The following is a 17,319-nucleotide window of genomic DNA, read 5'->3' on the forward strand; positions in this document are numbered from 1 at the left end:
ATTATACTCCTCTGGCTTGCAAAAGTATAGGAACGAGATCCTTTTATATAAGTTGAAATAAAGAATGTTTACACTGGACACTCCGATGACAGAACAACCTTCCGATCGCTGTTATCCCCAGATTTTTTGATTCCTTTTAGAAAGGGGTAAATCTGGGGATAAAGGCGAACACTTCGTTTCTTCAGGTTTTTTCTGTCCTCTCCGTTTCGTGTAAATGTTTATTTCAATTTATATAGATCATCGGTAAATGCACTTACGACCTCGGCTGTTCATCGTTTATCCCTCCCCTCACAGGGTAATATACAACTAATCCATTATTGTACAGGAGGGGTTCATATGCCTTGGAACAAACAGGATTATCCGGTATCCATGAAGAACCTGGAACCACGTGTTAGACATAAAGCAATTGAGATTGCCAATGCTCTGCTCGATGACGGGTATGAGGAAGGGCGCTCCATTGCTATAGCGACAGCTAAGGCGGAAGAATGGGATGAAAATCATCCTACACCGGAAGGTTCGAAATCGGACTCCACATCTTCTTCTGATAATTCCAACCCTAAAAAGTCGTCTTCCACGGAACGTCGTCATTCCGAGCCCGTTTCTTCGTCCAAAAGTCATGATAACATCCATGTCGTGCCTACCGACTCCGGTTGGGCGATCAAGGAAGAAGGAAAGTCTACCTATCTGTCCACATTTGATACTAAAGCAGAAGCTGTAGATAAGGCCAAAGAACTGAGTAGCAAACAAAATATTCGAGCGATTATCCATAATCAGGATGGTCAGATTGCTTCTTCGATCAAGTCTTGAATGAATCGGAAAACAATAAAATCCCTTTTGCTGCTGAAGAGCAGACAAAAGGGATTTTGTATGAACTTTAACTATCAAGACCTGAATATGATGCATACAGGTTATGGTTGTTCTGAAACGTATGGTTAATTGGATACCCCTCTAGCCACCGTAGTCCGTTGTGAAATAGCAGCAGCGTTAACTGCCTTGGCTGCAGCCGATGGCATCGGCAATTTCACAGCTGAAGTCGTAACAACGGTTCCGCGAGCCGGAACACTAACGACGTACGTAATGACTTTGCTGGCGATCCATACGGCCAGAATCGTATATAAAGTTTCTTTTACCGGAAGAAAGAAAAGCGACAATCCCAATACAAAAGCATCACTGACAAAGAAAACTGTTCCCAGCTTCCATCCCTTCCAGCGGCTAACCAACACGGCGAGAATATCGTCTCCACCTGTCGCTCCACCAAATCGAAGCACGACCCCAGCGCCTACCCCTGTCAGTACACCGGATAGAACTGCCGGAATCCACAGATTTCCGTTAAACGACATCACCAGTGTGGAGTATCGTTCAAAGCCGTCATAGAATAGGGAAAATGCACCGACGCCAAGCAATGCCTGAATCATGAATTTCCAGCCTTTGAGGAACCAAGCCAGGATCATGACCGGAATGTCCAGTAGCAACATACCGATAGCAGGTGATAAGCCTGTTGCGTATTTTCCGAGCAGGGCCAGACCGACAAATCCGCCCTCCGATAAATGATTCTGAAAGTTAATGTGATAATAGGCAAAAGCTAAAATAAATGTACCGAGTAGCATAATGGCGAATTTGATCGCCTCTGTTTTAACGTGTTGTAAGGTTAACGATGTTCTCTTCATTCAGGTTCCCTCGCAGTTTGTAGGTTGGTTTTTAGACCGACCGTACCCTGCAAAAGGTAAGCCTGGAAGAAATCATCGTGTACGTCCTTCGAATATTCATTCCAATCCCCTCTTTCGCAGAGTCAGCCGTTTTTTTGAAACCGGTTGGTGTACTCTACAAGGGGCGCTATGTGTATGAGAGATCGTAACGTTTCCAGATCGTCCTTGGGGAGATTGTCCTTCGGGAACTCATGGTATCCTGATCCTTTCTGTTCTGTTGTGGTTAGCTGTGCTTAGTTAAACTGAAAAATAACTACAATGCATAAGCTTGAACATTTAATTGTACACTTACCACTTCAATTGCAGTACCCTCTTTTGATCGCTGTTATCCCCGGATTTTTGGAATTCCATTTTCCCTCTGGGGAAAATCCGGCGATATCTTATGCTTCCGAAGCTTTCTATCAGAAAGCTTTCAGACGAACGCTTCGCTTCTACAGATGGGTTCTGCACTCTTCGTTCCTGTGTAAATTGTAAATCCAACTTACAGCAGTTGCAAGTTCATTCAGTTTAAACACCAAAGCTAACTTGCTTGTTCTTCTATTATATAACACCAACGTGACCGGGTCTAAACAGCAGACCCCTCAAAAACGCGCATAAAGCAGCCTCTGGACTGCTCCAGCAGTCATACGGCAACACCAGGATAAGCAATGCTTGCTAATGGTGCAACCTGCTCCTTTATTCTATGACCAAAGCTTCCAAAAATAACTGTCAGTCACCCAACTGTGACAAATCGGGGCCTTTTTTTATTTTCTTGCGCTTTTTAAAGGAATCATTTTCCCTTCGCACATACACTATAGCAAACGTAATCGGCTTTATTCTTTGTCCAGCTCAGACGTTTCCAGACTTACTCTGCTTTTTATGGTATAATATAACAATTGAATCCCACTACCGTTTAAGCGAGGCGGATTGATGAAAACGTTAAAGCCAAGAGTCTTTATTGGCTGCTCGCTGGAAGCGAAGCCGATTGCAGCCGCAGTACACGAAAACTTACGTTTTTCAGCCGAAGTTACCCCTTGGTATTCCGGGGTTTTTAATCCAAGCAGCTATACGATGGACGATCTGGAAACAGAAGTCCGTACGACAGACTTCGCCATTTTTATTTTTCATCCGGATGATATATCCAAAATTCGCGGGAAGTACTACGCGTCGGTCCGGGATAATACAATGCTTGAAATGGGTCTGTTTATGGGCCGTCTGGGACGAAAGCGTATTTTTTTCATTCTTCCTGAAGATATTACGGACATCAAGGACACAACCAAGGTCGAAGGATTGCGTATGCCTACAGATCTGCTGGGATTAAATCCACTTGTGTACGAAATCCGTTCTGACGGAAAGTGGGCGCCAGCCGTGTCCGTGGCATGTTCCAAAATCGCAGACAGTATTGAGGAACAGGGACGCTGGAGTGATCCAGAATTGGAGAGCATCATAGAGAAGCATAAACGTACTGAGGGAGAAGCAAGGTTACAACTGCTCAAGTTGCTGCGGTTCTTTAGGGAATTGCTGCGTACCCGCAAAGCAGATGCCAAGATGTTGGAGCGAATGAGCGATGCCCTGCGTACTGCCTTTGTCTCTCATCCTCCATTTGCCGTACGTGGCACAGCCATATACCGTACAGATGACAGTGGTTATATTGAGCAATTATGTGGTAATGTTGGAGAACCGGGGAGAAAGTATGACTTGTCCGCTAACGACGACAAACTACCGGATGATCCCAAGCGAATCCTAGTTATTGATTCTTACCGGGAGAATAAAATCAAGATTAACCTGTATGATGATTACCTTGAGAAAGAGTATCTGCTATGCTATCCTGTAGCCAAGAGGTATGTAATCACCGTTCACATTATTGGACATATTGAAGCGGATGAGGCGGTATTTCAGCAGATTGACCTACAGAATCGTCAACTGTTCAACGCCATCAACGATTTGTTAGGAGGCGAACCGGAATGAAACCGGAAACGAAAAAAATAAGCAAGCGCTGGGGCAGCGAAAAAAAGGTACGTCTCAGTTCTGCGCCCGAATCATCACGACCGGTTCCGGAACCCAAGGAAGAAGATCGTTTCCACAAGCCGGCCGTACCGCTAACGACCATTGGGCCCTCCCTGAAGGGCAAGGAAAGACCCTATAAGGTCATTCTTGAAAAAGAGGCGTTCTACGAGAAGCCTCAATATCTTGCTTAATTTCTGAACACATCATCTAGCCTGCCGCTGAATCGGCAGTATTCCATAGGCCCCGCCGCCCAAGGCAGGGGCTTTTTTGTTGCTCATTTTTAGTAAAAATAAGTAGTAGCTTCTCGTTAACTTGGCGTCATCGTGTTGCGGGAAGTCATCCTGATTCGTTATTGTAATTCATAGCTTTATTTCATTGCTTGTAATTACTTCTGTAGCAGACTGTATTGTATAAAGGTTCATTTGTTTATGGCCTTAGGTTTCCTGCAAAACCCATAAATTATACCTTATTTTGGAGCATGCTTGTCCTTAAATCCCTAGCTTCATTCACTATCTGTACCTTTAGGAAAATGCGGTAATGTGTGCTTCCAATATTTCTCGGTTGTATTGTGTATCTCCATTACATATATTGATTATAATATAGGAACACATGTTCTGTAAATATAAAATTCCAATTAAAGGTTAAGGAAGTGAACATATGACATCCTCAACTTCCGCCCCATCCCCTGCGGATGAAGACCATCGTCTGATCAAAGGTCTGGTTGTGCGCACGCTTTTGCTGGATGTACTTGAACGAGATATTCACACACTGGATACGTTGCTGCTGAAGATGCCCGAAGTCTACATTCTGTCGCTGACCCGCATTCAGAACAATGTGCTCAAGGAGATGTTGGCCCTTCGTAAACAGATGAGAACACGCGGTGTCAAAGTACTGGAAGAGAAACGGGAAGCCGAGGGAATCGAAACTCTGTATATGTGCAGAGGGTATTGGCAACGCTTCTATATGCTGTGGACATTCGCACGCAATGAAGTCAAAAAAGAACTCAGTCGGCATCTGCAGATGGACTTGGCGCAGACTTGATACAACTCTAACAATATTGAACCCATCCCCAGCAAAACAAGTTGACCACGGAAGGTTACGTTCATTAAGATGGAGAAGAGATATCCAACCATTCCAATAAGTCATGAATCGATTTCAATCGGATAAATTCTCAACGTCTTATCAATCAAGGAGCTGTACTTCATGGATTTGAATACACATTCGATTAAACAAACAACCGCACATACAGGCATTGCCGCAGATGTAACCGAACTGATCGGCCAGACACCTGCCGTTAAACTAAACAGACTCACAGACAGTGACTCCGCTGACGTATATGTGAAACTGGAATACTTTAACCCAAGCGGTAGCGTCAAAGACCGTGCCGCCTATAACCTGATCGTTCAAGCTGAACGTGCGGGACACTTGCTCCCTGGTGCTACCATTATCGAACCGACGAGCGGCAATACCGGGATTGGTCTCGCGATGAATGCCGCTGCCAAAGGATATAAAGCCATTCTGATCATGCCGGACAATATGTCCAAGGAACGCATCAACATTCTGAAAGCCTACGGCGCAGATGTGGTGCTCACCCCTGCTGCGGAGCGGATGCCAGGTGCGATTCGCAAAGCGAAAGAGCTTCAGGCAGACATTCCGGGCAGCTTCATTCCGCAGCAGTTCGAGAATCAGGCGAACCCGGACATTCACCGGATCACCACGGCTCCCGAGATTATGCAACAGATGGATGGCAGGCTGGACGCCTTCATCGCCACGGCGGGAACCGGCGGAACCATTACCGGAACCGGGGAAGAACTGCGCAAGCAGTTGCCCGATATCCGCATCTATGCGGTAGAGCCCAAAGGTTCTCCGGTGTTGTCCGGTGGCGAGCCCGGACCACACAAGCTCGTCGGTACAAGTCCGGGGTTCATTCCGGACATCCTGAATACCGACGTGTGGGATGCCATCATCCAGGTGTCCGATGAGGACGCACTGGATACGATGCGGCAGCTTGCTGCTCGGGAAGGGCTGTTGCTCGGCCCTTCCTCTGGCGCTTCGGTGTGGGCCTCCCTTCGTATCGCGAAGGAACTGGGGCCGGGGCACCGGGTGCTCTGCATTGCGCCGGATACCGGGGAACGGTATCTGAGCATGGGTATTTTTTAAAACAGCATAAATCTGTACACATCAAAAAGGGGCTTCCATGTCCCATAAGTCATGAGCATGACAGAGGCCCTCCCTTATTAGCGCTCATTGGTCATTGGTTCTAATGAACCTGACACACGCTATTCGCTCCTATTTGCGCAGGCCTGACGTGTAACGAATCACAGCGACGTTATTTCTCCAAATTCGGTCGTCGATTTACAGGCTTAAAAGCTATTTTCGGCGGGATAACGTTACTGAGATTCGTTAGAATTTACATCTCTTCATTATCACTCTAATAAGGTTCGGTAGAATGTTGGAGCTATTGGTAGCGAGGAGCGAGGGAAAATCCCTCGAAAAAAGGGAAGAAAAGTACATTGGAGGAACCAACAAAATAAAAAATAAGCTCTTGCTCCCATACGGATGGTGAATCCGCAGAGAACAAGAACTTATTTTGGCAAGAAACCTTATCATCAAAAATAAAGTAAGAACATTTAACGTAAGCTGGTTAGTGTGTCAGGGTTGTCCATTCCACACCTTCAGGAAGCAGGGCCGCAATGCGGTCTTTGGCTTCCTTTTTGGTATACAGCGATTCATCGAGAATGACCGCGGAACCGGAATCCGTGCTTGTCCGAATCAGACGTCCGAGACCTTGCTTCACACGCAGGAGCATATACGGAAGATCGATCTCTTCGTATGGTGCTGCCGACGCACTGCGTTTTGCATTGAAGACAGGGTCCTGTGGCGGATACGGGAGCGACCAGATCATGACATTGGATAATGATGGGCCTGGCACGTCCAGTCCTTCCCACAGATTAACGGAGCACAACACACTCTCCTCATCCTGCTGGAACGCTGCGATCAGATCACTGATCTCCCGGTCGCCTTCGTACATAAAGCGCAAACCTTCTGCTTCAGGTACATGAACGATGTCCTGCTTGAATGCCCGTAGTTCTTCCATCGTACGGAACAGAATCAGCGCACGTCCTCCACTCTCCTGAAGCATGGACACCGCGTCCCGCATACGATTTTCGTTCTCCGGGTGACCCGGTACAGCTTCATTGGTAATTTTCATCTTCATTTTGTCCGCATAATCATACGGAGAAGCCACCGAGAATGATACAAAATCATCAATACCAAGGCTGTCCGCCACATAACGGAATGAACTGTCCACAGATAACGTGGCAGAGGAGAACACGATTGGAATACCTGTGTTGAACACACGCTCGTTCAGCATTTCCTTCACAGTACGCGGCATGATCGATAAGGTCGTCTCATCCTCGCTCTCTTCCGCCCAACAGATGTAACCATCTTCCTTGCGGAACAAGGCAAGCGCAGACTGAATCATATCGAGATGTTCTTCCACGACACGCATCTGGTAACCATCCAGCGAGAACAATCCGCTCTCAAATACCAATTCTTCGCCGATCGCATCCAGCACACTCGTCAGACGTTCAATCTCACGCAGCAGTGGCGGCTCTACCCGAACTTCTTTCCGTTCAGATCCCGGAATTGCCACCGTATACGTATCCAGCAACGCAAACAGACGCTCACTGCTCTCAATTGCTTCATCCACACGCTCCGCGAGGGATTCACGAATCTCTCCTTCAAGCAGGCGAGTCACGAGCTCCTCGAAGATACGGTGTTTCAATTTGTAGCTCAGTGCGTTCAGGGCTGCTTCTTCCAGCAAATGCCCTTCATCAAATACAACCGAGCTGTGATCAGGCAACAGGGGCAATTGTCCCTCGCGTTTGCGCGCATCATAGGTCCATACATGCTCCATGTAATAATCATGGGAACAGATGATGATGTCTTTGGAACGTCGGTAATGGTCACGTGACAGCGTTAGGCCACAGCGTTGACGTTTTGGACATACAAAACAATCCTGGAACGGGTCCCAGTTGATTTTGTTCCACTGACGATCGTTCAGATGCGGATATTGTTTGCGGTCACCATACGGATGGAAAGCCTGAAGTGTACCCGGCGTATTCACAAAATCCGGAAGGCTCTCATGCACTTCTTCAATAACAGGCGCATCCTCATCTGCGAACCGCACAGCACTTAATTTGTTCAGACAGACGTATTGGTCCGGTGATTTACCAAGACGTGCATCCACTTCCAAATCCAAATGTGCAGCCAGCTTCGCAATATCTCCACCAGGCTTCACGAGCTGTTCAATCAAGGACTCATCGGCACAGGCGATCACTGCCGGTTTGCCCGTATAACGTGCATAACAGACCGCGTAGAGCAGATAGACTAACGTCTTACCTGTTCCGACACCGGCCTCAGCCATAATGGTCTTTTTATCTCCATAGGCCCGTTCGAGCTGGTACGCCATAAAAATCTGTTCATCCCGTACCTCGAAGCCGGACTCTGGCAAAATATCGTAAAAAACATCGGCAACCCATTCCCCGAGACGGGATACAAAAGGTTCAGCCGGATCATATGCAAAAGGATAACGTTGTGTAGACAATCCTAGGTCAGCCTCCATTCTTAGACGCGGTCCTCTTTCATTTTCCGTTCAAAAAAGGCCGCAGGGCAAAAGTTAATTATCTCACGCGATGAAGCGGGTGACAAGCTTTTTTTACGAGATTATTTGCGAGGTTTAATGTATAGAACCAATTTTCAGGGAAAATATATACAGGAATCCACTTTAAGGAAAGGCGGTGCTCCACTCCATGAATCATCAGTCTTCACAACCAGAGCATTCCTCAGACAAATCAGCTGAGACATTAACGGATCGACAAGGGCATCCCATTACGGACAATCAGAATGTACGAACCGTTGGCAGCCGGGGACCGACTACGCTGGAGAACTATCATTTTCTCGAAAAGATTACTCACTTCGACCGCGAACGTATTCCGGAACGTGTGGTCCATGCCCGCGGTGCTGGCGCTCATGGCATATTTGAAGCGTATGGAACAGCCGGGAGTGAACCAGTATCGAAGTACACACGTGCACGTCTATTTCAGGAAAAAGGCAAACAAACGCCCGTGTTCGTTCGCTTCTCTACCGTTATACATGGCGGACATTCACCGGAGACACTGCGGGACCCGCGCGGGTTTGCTGTAAAATTCTATACCGAAGATGGCAACTGGGATCTGGTGGGTAACAATCTGAAAATCTTTTTCATTCGTGACCCGCTTAAATTCCCGGATATGGTACATGCCTTTAAGCCAGACCCGTTGACCAATGCACAGGATATGGAGCGGTTTTTCGATTTTGTCTCACTAAGTCCTGAAGCTACCCATATGGTGACATTCCTCTTCTCTCCATGGGGCATTCCAGCGAATTATCGGCAGATGCAAGGCTCGGGCGTCAATACATATAAATGGGTCAATCAGGAAGGCAAGGGCGTACTCATCAAATACCACTGGGAACCGCTCAATCAAGGGATACGCAACCTGCTGCAAAAAGACGCAAGCGAGATTCAGGGACTGAACTTCAACCATGCGACGTTGGATCTGTATCACGCCATTGAACAAGGGGACTATCCCGAATGGGAGCTGTGCGTTCAAGTGATGGAAGACGGCGAGCATCCGGAGTTGGATTTCGACCCGCTGGACCCGACCAAGTTGTGGCCGCAGGAGCAGTTTCCTTTTCTACCTGTGGGCAAAATGACGTTGAATCGTAATCCCGAAGATTATTTCAATGAAGTGGAGCAAGCGGCGTTCGGCACAGGTGTCTTGGTGGACGGGTTGGATTTCTCAGATGACAAACTGCTGCAAGGACGGACCTTCTCCTATTCAGATACCCAGCGTCACCGGGTAGGTGCGAATTATCTGCAACTGCCTGTGAATGCGCCGAAAAATCGGGTGGCGACCAATCAGAGCGGCGGGCAGATGCAGTATCAAGTGGATCGGGCGCCGGGTCAAAATCCGCATGTGAACTATGAGCCTTCCTCGCTCGGTGGACTAAAGGAAGCGGCGCCACGTGGTAAGGAGCATGAACCATTGGTGGAGGGCAGGCTAGTGCGTGAGAAGATCGAACGTACGAATGATTTTGGTCAAGCCGGTGATACGTACCGGGCGTTCGAAGATTGGGAGCGGGATGAGCTGATCAGCAATATGGTTGGCGCATTGGCACAATGCAAACCGGATATTCGGGAGCGCATGATCTCTTATTTCACCCAAGCCGATGCAGATTACGGTCGTCGCGTCTCTGAAGGACTGGCCTCTGTACCAACCGATGATAGTGCGACGGTCCAACCGAAACATGAACCCAGTGTCGAGCAAGCAGAGAAACGCAGTCGTGAGACGAACGGATATTAAGGTGGATGGACAGCGTTTGGATCGCTGAGTCTGACACTGTTAGTACATTTGAGTATTTTGAGTAAGCAAATTACGTTCTGAATTAAGCATAGCCCTGATCGTCAAGTTGCCAGTTGCAGCTGCTATCAGGGCTTTTCCATGACTAGCTGGAGTGTAATCTCCACTTCAGGATACATGCAGCTATGTATTTTTAATTAAATGAAGTTCATATGAGTGGATCGAAGGTAAGACTTGTGCTCGGGGGATGGAAAAGCGTACTTCTCTACGTTCATTTCAGATGATCCTTCGTTAAATGAGAGCTATCACCCAATGGAAAGATTACATAATTCACGTGATATTACAGGCATTGGAAGCTTGCAGGCCTGACCTGCCTGCATGTAACTCCATCTGATCAGATGATTATTGATGATAACGCTTACAACATTTACCATAAAGCTGTGTCCTAGAGATTACATTTAACCAGCCGGCATGACCTATCTCATAGGTAACGGTCTGGTACACGGCTACCACATGCTCTTCATTCTATTCCCAATTAAACAAGGAGGTCTACGTAATGAAATTATTTCCATCCACATCCACTCATGTATCTGCACGATCTGCACGTTCTCTGAAGGAACGCTCCCTCAAATCCAAAATGGCCCATATCTGTCTGAGTGCCGCGTTCCCTCTATTATTGATTGGTGGTGGATCGGTTAGCGCGGCGGATGTAATCGAGAGCAGCTTGCAAAATAATCCGTCAGAAGCCGTGGCTACCTCAAGTGTGACACTTGCTGCGGGTGATCTCTATGTCTCCCCTAACGGCTCAGCCAGCAATCCAGGAACCATAAATAGTCCAACATCGCTGGCTAACGCATTGACCCAGATCGCCCCCGGCAAAACGATCTATTTGCGTGGCGGCACCTACAGCTTCTCGCAGACCATTACCATTGAACGTGGTAACAGCGGCACCTCCTCACAACGTAAAAATCTGGTGGCGTATGGATCGGAAAAACCAGTCTTTGATTTCTCCGCTCAAGCCTTCGCTTCCACCAATCGTGGACTGCAAATGTTCGGAGACTACTGGTTCGTCAAAGGTCTTGAGGTGAAAGGTGCGGGCGACAACGGAATCTTCATCGGAGGCAGCTACAACCGCCTGGAGCAGATCGAGGCCCATCACAATCGGGATACGGGGATTCAAATGGGACGTTATGCTTCCACCGCCGCCAAGAGTGAATGGCCTGCATATAATGAAGTGATTCGTTCCTACTCCCATAACAACTATGACCCAGATGACGGCGAGGATGCAGACGGTTTTGCGGCCAAACTGACCGTTGGCCCAGGTAATGTCTTCGACGGTTGTATTGCCGCCTATAACGTGGACGATGGCTGGGATCTGTATAGCAAAACGGACACAGGCGCCATCGGCGCGGTTATGATCCGTAACAGCATCGCCTATGCGAACGGGGCAACATCAGACGGCACCTCTACCTCCAACAGCGATGGCAACGGCTTCAAGCTCGGCGGCGAGAAGATTGCAGTGAATCATATCGTTGAGAACAGCATTGCGTTTAATAATAAAAAGCACGGCTTCACCTACAACAGCAATCCCGGTTCGATCCAGATGAAAAATAACACCTCCTGGAACAATGGGCAAAGCAACTTTGCCTTTGATGTAGGCACCCACATCTTCACCAACAACCTGTCCTTCCAAGGCGGCGCCAGCGACAAAACAAGCGGAACCGACGTCAGCAGCACTAACGTCTGGTGGAAAAACAAAAAAAGTGAGAACGCCAAAGGCCTGCTCGCCAGCGCAGCCGACTTTGTCTCCCTCGCGCCTTCGGTAACGCGCAGCGCAGACGGAACACCTGTCTTGGGTAATTTCCTGAAGCTTGCGGGTGGCAGTGATTTGATTGGTTCGGGTACGCCAGCGGGTAAGAATATTGGGGCACGATAAGTAGTAGGTAATATGATAAAAGAATAATTTAAAAGCAAGTCCCCTTCCCCATTCCGCCTAAGCGGTGGTAATGGAGGAGGGGATTTTTGAATTGCTGTGCATTGTCTGCCGCTGGCTTATGAAGTAGGTAAATACTCACGGTTTAGCTAAAACCTCAATCATCAGTCTACCGCCTGTGCGAAAACCTTGCTCAAACGCCGCTTCCACATACATGGACGTGGATTGTCCGATCAAGTCTATCAGTTGCTCCAAGGCATCGTATTCGTTCCCCGTAAGCTGTGTTTTGTAATCCTGCATGAGGTCCGATATCTGGCGATTGATCTCCTGATACTCTTCTTGCTCAGGATGAATCGACTCGTCCAACCGCAGGTTCCCGTGAAACAAATCTTCGATCAGGTTTGACATGTTATCCCCACCTAGTCTTTTTACCAACTATTCTTACTATACTTTAGCGGATTTTACGCTAAAAATCAATAGCGGATAACACGCTAAAGTATGATGTTGATGAGGTGATGAACATGTATGCTCGTATACGCAATTTGCGTGAAGACAAAGACTTATCCCAAACTCAAATGGCAGCCTACCTTGGCTGTAGTCAACGTGTTTATAGCAACTATGAACGTGGTGAATTGGATATTCCAACGGCTATATTGATTAAACTGGCTGATTATCATCAGACCAGTACAGATTATCTTTTGAATCGGACAGATGTTAGGGGACCTTATCCATCAAAATGATTCGACTTGAGTTTTACATACTCGAGGCTAAGTCCACTCATGTTGAAAACAAAGCCAAACTAGTACCCTGGTAATGTATTCCCCCTTTCAAACTTGCTATGGGCGTTCGTCCGTAAGGATCATCAACCATAAGATCGTACTCTCTATAGATGAATGTCGGCGTATTAAAATTTTTCTATTGACCAACCATTCCTTAACAGCACGGGGACGTGGATTTTTTGATGTATTTCCAAGGAACAAGTCGATTCATATCCTCTTCTCTCCTGAACCAAACAGGCACGATATCAAACAGATGTTATAACGCTGATTCAGAACTATTTCACCAGAACAAACCACACGTACCATGATCATCATCCGCTGAATCGTATCAAGCTTGTACCTTCCATGCTGATAACCAGCTGACGGAAGTGGAGGGTCCAGTAAGTTCTTGATTGCATCTAACGATGTTGCCCGTTCTTGACGTCACTACCACTCTGCTTCTTAGCTGTAAATGTAAGTGGAGTGTCACCCATACGTAAAAAATTGTAGAGCGCATGCGAAATATCGGGATGAACAGACACAAGAATCTCAAGCAATTCTTCTGCTGTATGATTCTGTAGTTTGGTCAGATCAATATTATGAACACTCTGGTACTTTTTCGGGAGCCAATTGAATATATCCCATCCGTTTGATGATCTTGGTGATGTCATCCTGCCAAAACCCATCATCTGTCGCTTTACAGCAGCCGGAAGAACCGAATTCGCAAATGAAAAATGGCTTTATGATACCATTTCAATGTTTCACCTCCAGACATAAAAATAGAAGGCAGGAAAAGTTTCCTTACCTTCTACATTTCTTAATACTTCTATGGATTTATAATATCATCGAGTTACTATAGCGTTACTACGGATTTATTCAGCAATACCATACATTCATCACCACCCCCAACAAAGAAGGACCGTGACAGACACTCGTCACAGCCCCTATTTCACTACAGTGTATTCAGCTTCGAATTCAGCCTGCTTCATATGTTTCAGTGTCCCGGTTGCGTCCTTAACAATGTAATCCCCGACAGGTACCACCAATGGATTCAATGGATCGACGATCACTCGAAGCTTTACAGTGCTACCCGCAAGGTCAATCGAGATTGGCACCTGAACAAAAACGAAGGTCTCATCTGCATGTGTCGAGCTGTTTCCCTCGAACTGAATGGCCGTAGCCGGAATGATCTTCTGATAGCTTTTAACGGACATTTCATCCCTCCATCGTTATTATATCTTCGATATTACTCAAAATTAATAATTATCTAAATACTTCCGATATATCTTAAAACAGAATTTGGAGGTAGTTAGATGAATTCATTTCTTATAATAGGGGTTTTGATTTTGCTGATTGTTATTACTATTCTAGTTGAAATCCAAAGATTTAAAGTTTTAAAATTAAATATTGAGAAAAATTTACCAAGTGGGGCCTTGAAATCCAACGTTGTTTCACAAGAAGATATTAAATTGTTACTAAGAGCTTATAGAACACTACAAACTAATGATAGTCAGAAGTTAAAAGTAGCGCGCATTTATCTGAAGATTCTAAAAGAAAAACAATCTGATAATAGCCCCTTTGAGGATATTATTAAACTAATCACCATCTTTATAACGCTTGTTGGATTAATGATCACAACAACTCTGAAAATCCCCAAAGAAACTATTGAACTGTTATCTATTATAAAACCTATATCCGAAATAGTACTTTTGTTGATGCTCATCGTTAGTAGTGTGATATTTATTTCTTACATATTCAAATTTTCTACAAATCGATCTACAGAGTTAATCAACATTCATATTGTAGCTTCTGACGAAATAACATCAGATTCAGAGTTAGTTATAAATGATATTACTCCTGAAAATCTTAATCAAGACAACGCAGGAATCGCATCATCATCATAACAACTCGTCCTGCTGAAGCTTGATATCCAATTCGATGAGACGTTCCAGATCCTGAACGGTCTGCATCTTTATATTTCCAGCCTGTGGGTCACGAACCTGCAGGCTGCTGCATTAATCTGATCGATCGGCACGATTATGATGTTCATGTTCTCTGCCTCCACAAAAAAGAGCAGAATAATTCTGCTCGAAAGTTAAAATCAATAGTCTTGATAATAATAGTTACCATCTTAACTTGTCATACATAAACCAATGCTTAATATTAATTAAATAACCTGGATTCATGTTGCCAACGTCAAATATATGATATTTGTCAGCGTAACTTTTAAACTCTCTGGAAGTAAGTAAGAAACAGTAGTAAAAAAGCATTATATATTCGTATAGAGACAATTGAGCATTAACCAGCTTTATATATTCATTTCTTTCATCTGTACTAAGAGAGGCATTTGCGTCAATCATTCTATAAATATTTGTTAAGTTTCTAACATACGTTCCTAACGCCTGTTCATTTAATAAAATAGCTCTTTGAATTGCATGCGTTAAGCTATAGTTAACCTTCTGTTCGTGAAGAATAGATTCTTTAATATAATCATCGTCCAACTCTCTATTGATGTCTGCCGGAAAATCGATTGTTTTAATACCATATTCCTCATCTAGAACTAACATATATTCTTTTATTAACAAATTATAGAAAGTAAAAAAGGCACCTCTTCCTGACGTACCTTTGATATTAATGTTCTTCACTATATCGTGATGCATTTGAACGGTTAAGAAAAGCGTACTTTCAAAACGCTGAACATTTGAGAGTCTAACCTGCTCCATCATCTTCTCATTCATATCTTTAGCTTCTTGTTGTTGGCGTCTGTTCTCTGCCATTTGCAGAAAAATTGTGTATATTAATCCCCCAAATGCAAGACCAGAGAACAACGCGTTCACCGCTCCAAACATATCACCGAATGTTCCCCGATAACTGGCATTAATCAATCCGTTTATAGCAATTCCAGAACCGGCCCACACTACAAAAACCCCACACACAATGAGTGCGATATGTTTTTTATTCATTACGACCACTCCTATTCTATATCTGATACAACATCTTCCAGTATCAGACAATAAATAAGGTCGGTCAAGATATAAAAAAGGACAAGCGTCCTAGCTCGTCCTCGTTGATTGTATTTAGCTATTGTGTCTTCTTAGTGCATCTTCTAAGCGTTCTATTAAATCACTGTACTGTCCTTTGGTTACTTCATCCGTTTCAATATTTACGAACTCTTGCACAGATCCTCCATAGGTTACATGTGCTAAAGTGCTCAATGCTTGAAAGTAATCAAAATTGCTTGTTTTTAAATAATCTTGTATTTCTTGAAGGTCACTACCTTCCAACATCAATGTTTTATTATTCATAGGCTGCATCCTGCCACCTCCTCCCAGAACTATCATACTCAAATTCTGGAAGTTAAACAAAAGGGAATTGTGTTGAGTTGGTTTCAATGTTTGGGGACCATCATATACATTCGTAGGCTCACTCAGATGCTGTTCTCCGCTCTTCAATGGATTGATCCCTGCAAACGACGTTCTCATACAAACAAGCTTAGAATGGCTCACATTTAGTTATACGAAGGCAAAAGAAAAAGCACCATAGAAGGTGCTTACTTGAAACTACTTCAGTTTCCCCATTGAACTAAATCTAAAATATTTTAGCAGATCGAACTGGGCTCTCATTAATTCGGAACTAAAAAGGAGTATTTTATGCGAGTCTATCTCTTCGCTTTCTAAATACAATTCTAACTCCCTGTTAAGATTATAAATTTTTGAAGTATACTTACTCGTCTCTTCTGGAACTGATTCAAAAAAATCATAGGAATAGAACTTTGGGATTAAATTTAAGGATTTTCTCAATTCACGAATATCTCCCGCCGTATAACTATCTGAATTTTCCCGGATTTCTTTTAATTCAAACCTAATTGTAGTGATATAAGTACTCATTGCTTGTTTTTCTTCTCTAATCAGTCTCCTTGCTTCTTGTGCCTTGTCCCTTCTGCGAAAATATATTGTTACGAATAAACCTGAAACAAGTCCTGTTACTAATCCAATCGAAATATTTGAAGCTAAATCTATATAATTCATGTCCTCCCCCTCCTGTCAACATCATTCGACAATTAAGAAGGTTTTCCCTCCTTAGTGCATTTAGGTCTACTACAAAACTGCTGCACTTCATCCCATCTACCCCAAACACAACCTTTACATTTCTCAGGCTGCTTGTTGAGACGGATGCGTTGCTTCTTCCGTCTTCTGCTGCTGATCACTTCAATTCCTCCAACAAAAAAAGCCGATCCATAAGGAACGACTTTAAAATGATATGTATTATGTTGGTGATACGTCTTAAAAGCATGCGCCCGAAACGGTCGCCGCAAAAACGCTACGCTCTTTGCTTTAAATGCATACGTACTATGTAACTTTAGAGGAAGAACAAGACCATTTTACTGAAGCTACCAAATGCAGGTCAAGGAACAGAAAACGGGTGAGTCCCGATGAGCTGGAACAAACCCGTCATTTACTACGGATTGCTTGCTAATTCGTAATTAGTCCAACATGCTATTTCCTCTTTCTGCTAAAATGTAATTTGCACAC

The 17,319-nt window shown here is 44.8% G+C and carries 16 protein-coding genes and 1 pseudogene; 9 read left to right on the forward strand and 8 right to left on the reverse strand.

Annotated features, from left to right (window positions below; all coding sequences use genetic code 11):
- The first annotated feature begins 336 nt into the window (after positions 1–336).
- Positions 337–807: a DUF2188 domain-containing protein gene (locus MHI06_RS19335; protein ID WP_340398785.1), complete on the forward strand. Its 471-nt coding sequence runs from the start codon at positions 337–339 to the stop codon at positions 805–807.
- A 125-nt stretch (positions 808–932) separates the two neighbouring features.
- Here the strand turns inward: MHI06_RS19335 and MHI06_RS19340 are convergent, their stop codons facing one another.
- Positions 933–1,667 (reverse strand): YitT family protein, encoded by a 735-nt coding sequence (locus MHI06_RS19340; RefSeq protein ID WP_340398786.1) that lies wholly within the window; start codon positions 1,665–1,667, stop codon positions 933–935.
- A gap of 948 nt (positions 1,668–2,615) precedes the next feature.
- Between MHI06_RS19340 and MHI06_RS19345 the strand changes: the two genes are divergently transcribed.
- From MHI06_RS19345 to cysK, 4 genes are all read left to right on the forward strand, one after another.
- Positions 2,616–3,653 (forward strand): nucleotide-binding protein, encoded by a 1,038-nt coding sequence (locus MHI06_RS19345; RefSeq protein ID WP_340398787.1) that lies wholly within the window; start codon positions 2,616–2,618, stop codon positions 3,651–3,653.
- A complete protein-coding gene (locus tag MHI06_RS19350) occupies positions 3,650–3,883 on the forward strand; it encodes a hypothetical protein (RefSeq protein WP_017687536.1) in 234 nt (77 codons plus the stop codon). Before MHI06_RS19345 ends, MHI06_RS19350 begins: the two co-directional genes overlap by 4 nt.
- Positions 3,884–4,349: 466 nt before the next feature.
- On the forward strand, positions 4,350–4,733 hold the full coding sequence (locus tag MHI06_RS19355; protein ID WP_036674948.1) for a hypothetical protein: 384 nt from the start codon (positions 4,350–4,352) through the stop codon (positions 4,731–4,733).
- Between the two features lie 162 nt (positions 4,734–4,895).
- On the forward strand, positions 4,896–5,852 hold the full coding sequence (gene cysK / locus MHI06_RS19360) for a cysteine synthase A (RefSeq protein WP_340398788.1): 957 nt from the start codon (positions 4,896–4,898) through the stop codon (positions 5,850–5,852).
- A gap of 484 nt (positions 5,853–6,336) precedes the next feature.
- Here the strand turns inward: cysK and MHI06_RS19365 are convergent, their stop codons facing one another.
- Positions 6,337–8,301, reverse strand: a complete 1,965-nt coding sequence (locus MHI06_RS19365; protein ID WP_340398789.1) for an ATP-dependent DNA helicase — start codon at positions 8,299–8,301, stop codon at positions 6,337–6,339.
- A 205-nt stretch (positions 8,302–8,506) separates the two neighbouring features.
- Here MHI06_RS19365 and MHI06_RS19370 point away from each other — a divergent pair.
- A pseudogene (locus MHI06_RS19370) lies at positions 8,507–9,997 on the forward strand (catalase); the annotation flags it as partial.
- Positions 9,998–10,652: 655 nt separating this feature from the next.
- Complete coding sequence (locus MHI06_RS19375) at positions 10,653–12,032, forward strand: right-handed parallel beta-helix repeat-containing protein (protein ID WP_340398790.1); 1,380 nt, start codon at positions 10,653–10,655, stop codon at positions 12,030–12,032.
- 135 nt (positions 12,033–12,167) lie between these two features.
- Here MHI06_RS19375 and MHI06_RS19380 read toward each other — a convergent pair whose 3' ends face one another.
- Positions 12,168–12,437, reverse strand: a complete 270-nt coding sequence (locus tag MHI06_RS19380) for a DUF6809 family protein (RefSeq protein ID WP_338706509.1) — start codon at positions 12,435–12,437, stop codon at positions 12,168–12,170.
- 113 nt (positions 12,438–12,550) lie between these two features.
- Here MHI06_RS19380 and MHI06_RS19385 point away from each other — a divergent pair, with 113 nt between their 5' ends.
- Positions 12,551–12,769, forward strand: coding sequence for a helix-turn-helix transcriptional regulator (locus MHI06_RS19385; RefSeq protein WP_340398791.1), 219 nt, complete (start codon positions 12,551–12,553; stop codon positions 12,767–12,769).
- Positions 12,770–13,206: 437 nt separating this feature from the next.
- On the opposite strand, the gene MHI06_RS19390 is transcribed toward MHI06_RS19385, so the two are convergent.
- Positions 13,207–13,458, reverse strand: a complete 252-nt coding sequence (locus MHI06_RS19390) for a hypothetical protein (RefSeq protein WP_340398792.1) — start codon at positions 13,456–13,458, stop codon at positions 13,207–13,209.
- 273 nt (positions 13,459–13,731) lie between these two features.
- Positions 13,732–14,001, reverse strand: coding sequence for a hypothetical protein (locus MHI06_RS19395; RefSeq protein ID WP_340398793.1), 270 nt, complete (start codon positions 13,999–14,001; stop codon positions 13,732–13,734).
- 99 nt (positions 14,002–14,100) lie between these two features.
- Between MHI06_RS19395 and MHI06_RS19400 the strand changes: the two genes are divergently transcribed.
- A complete protein-coding gene (locus MHI06_RS19400; protein ID WP_340398794.1) occupies positions 14,101–14,691 on the forward strand; it encodes a hypothetical protein in 591 nt (196 codons plus the stop codon).
- Positions 14,692–14,910: 219 nt separating this feature from the next.
- Here the strand turns inward: MHI06_RS19400 and MHI06_RS19405 are convergent, their stop codons facing one another.
- The 3 genes from MHI06_RS19405 to MHI06_RS19415 form a co-directional block, all read right to left on the reverse strand.
- A complete protein-coding gene (locus MHI06_RS19405; RefSeq protein WP_340398795.1) occupies positions 14,911–15,750 on the reverse strand; it encodes a putative phage abortive infection protein in 840 nt (279 codons plus the stop codon).
- A 114-nt stretch (positions 15,751–15,864) separates the two neighbouring features.
- On the reverse strand, positions 15,865–16,101 hold the full coding sequence (locus MHI06_RS19410) for a hypothetical protein (RefSeq protein ID WP_340398796.1): 237 nt from the start codon (positions 16,099–16,101) through the stop codon (positions 15,865–15,867).
- A gap of 246 nt (positions 16,102–16,347) precedes the next feature.
- Entirely contained in the window at positions 16,348–16,815 is a 468-nt protein-coding gene (locus MHI06_RS19415) for a hypothetical protein (RefSeq protein WP_340398797.1), read from the reverse strand.
- Positions 16,816–17,319: the final 504 nt, after the last annotated feature.

It is taken from the genome of Paenibacillus sp. FSL H8-0079, assembly GCF_037991315.1.
Classification (GTDB): Bacteria; Bacillota; Bacilli; order Paenibacillales; family Paenibacillaceae; genus Paenibacillus.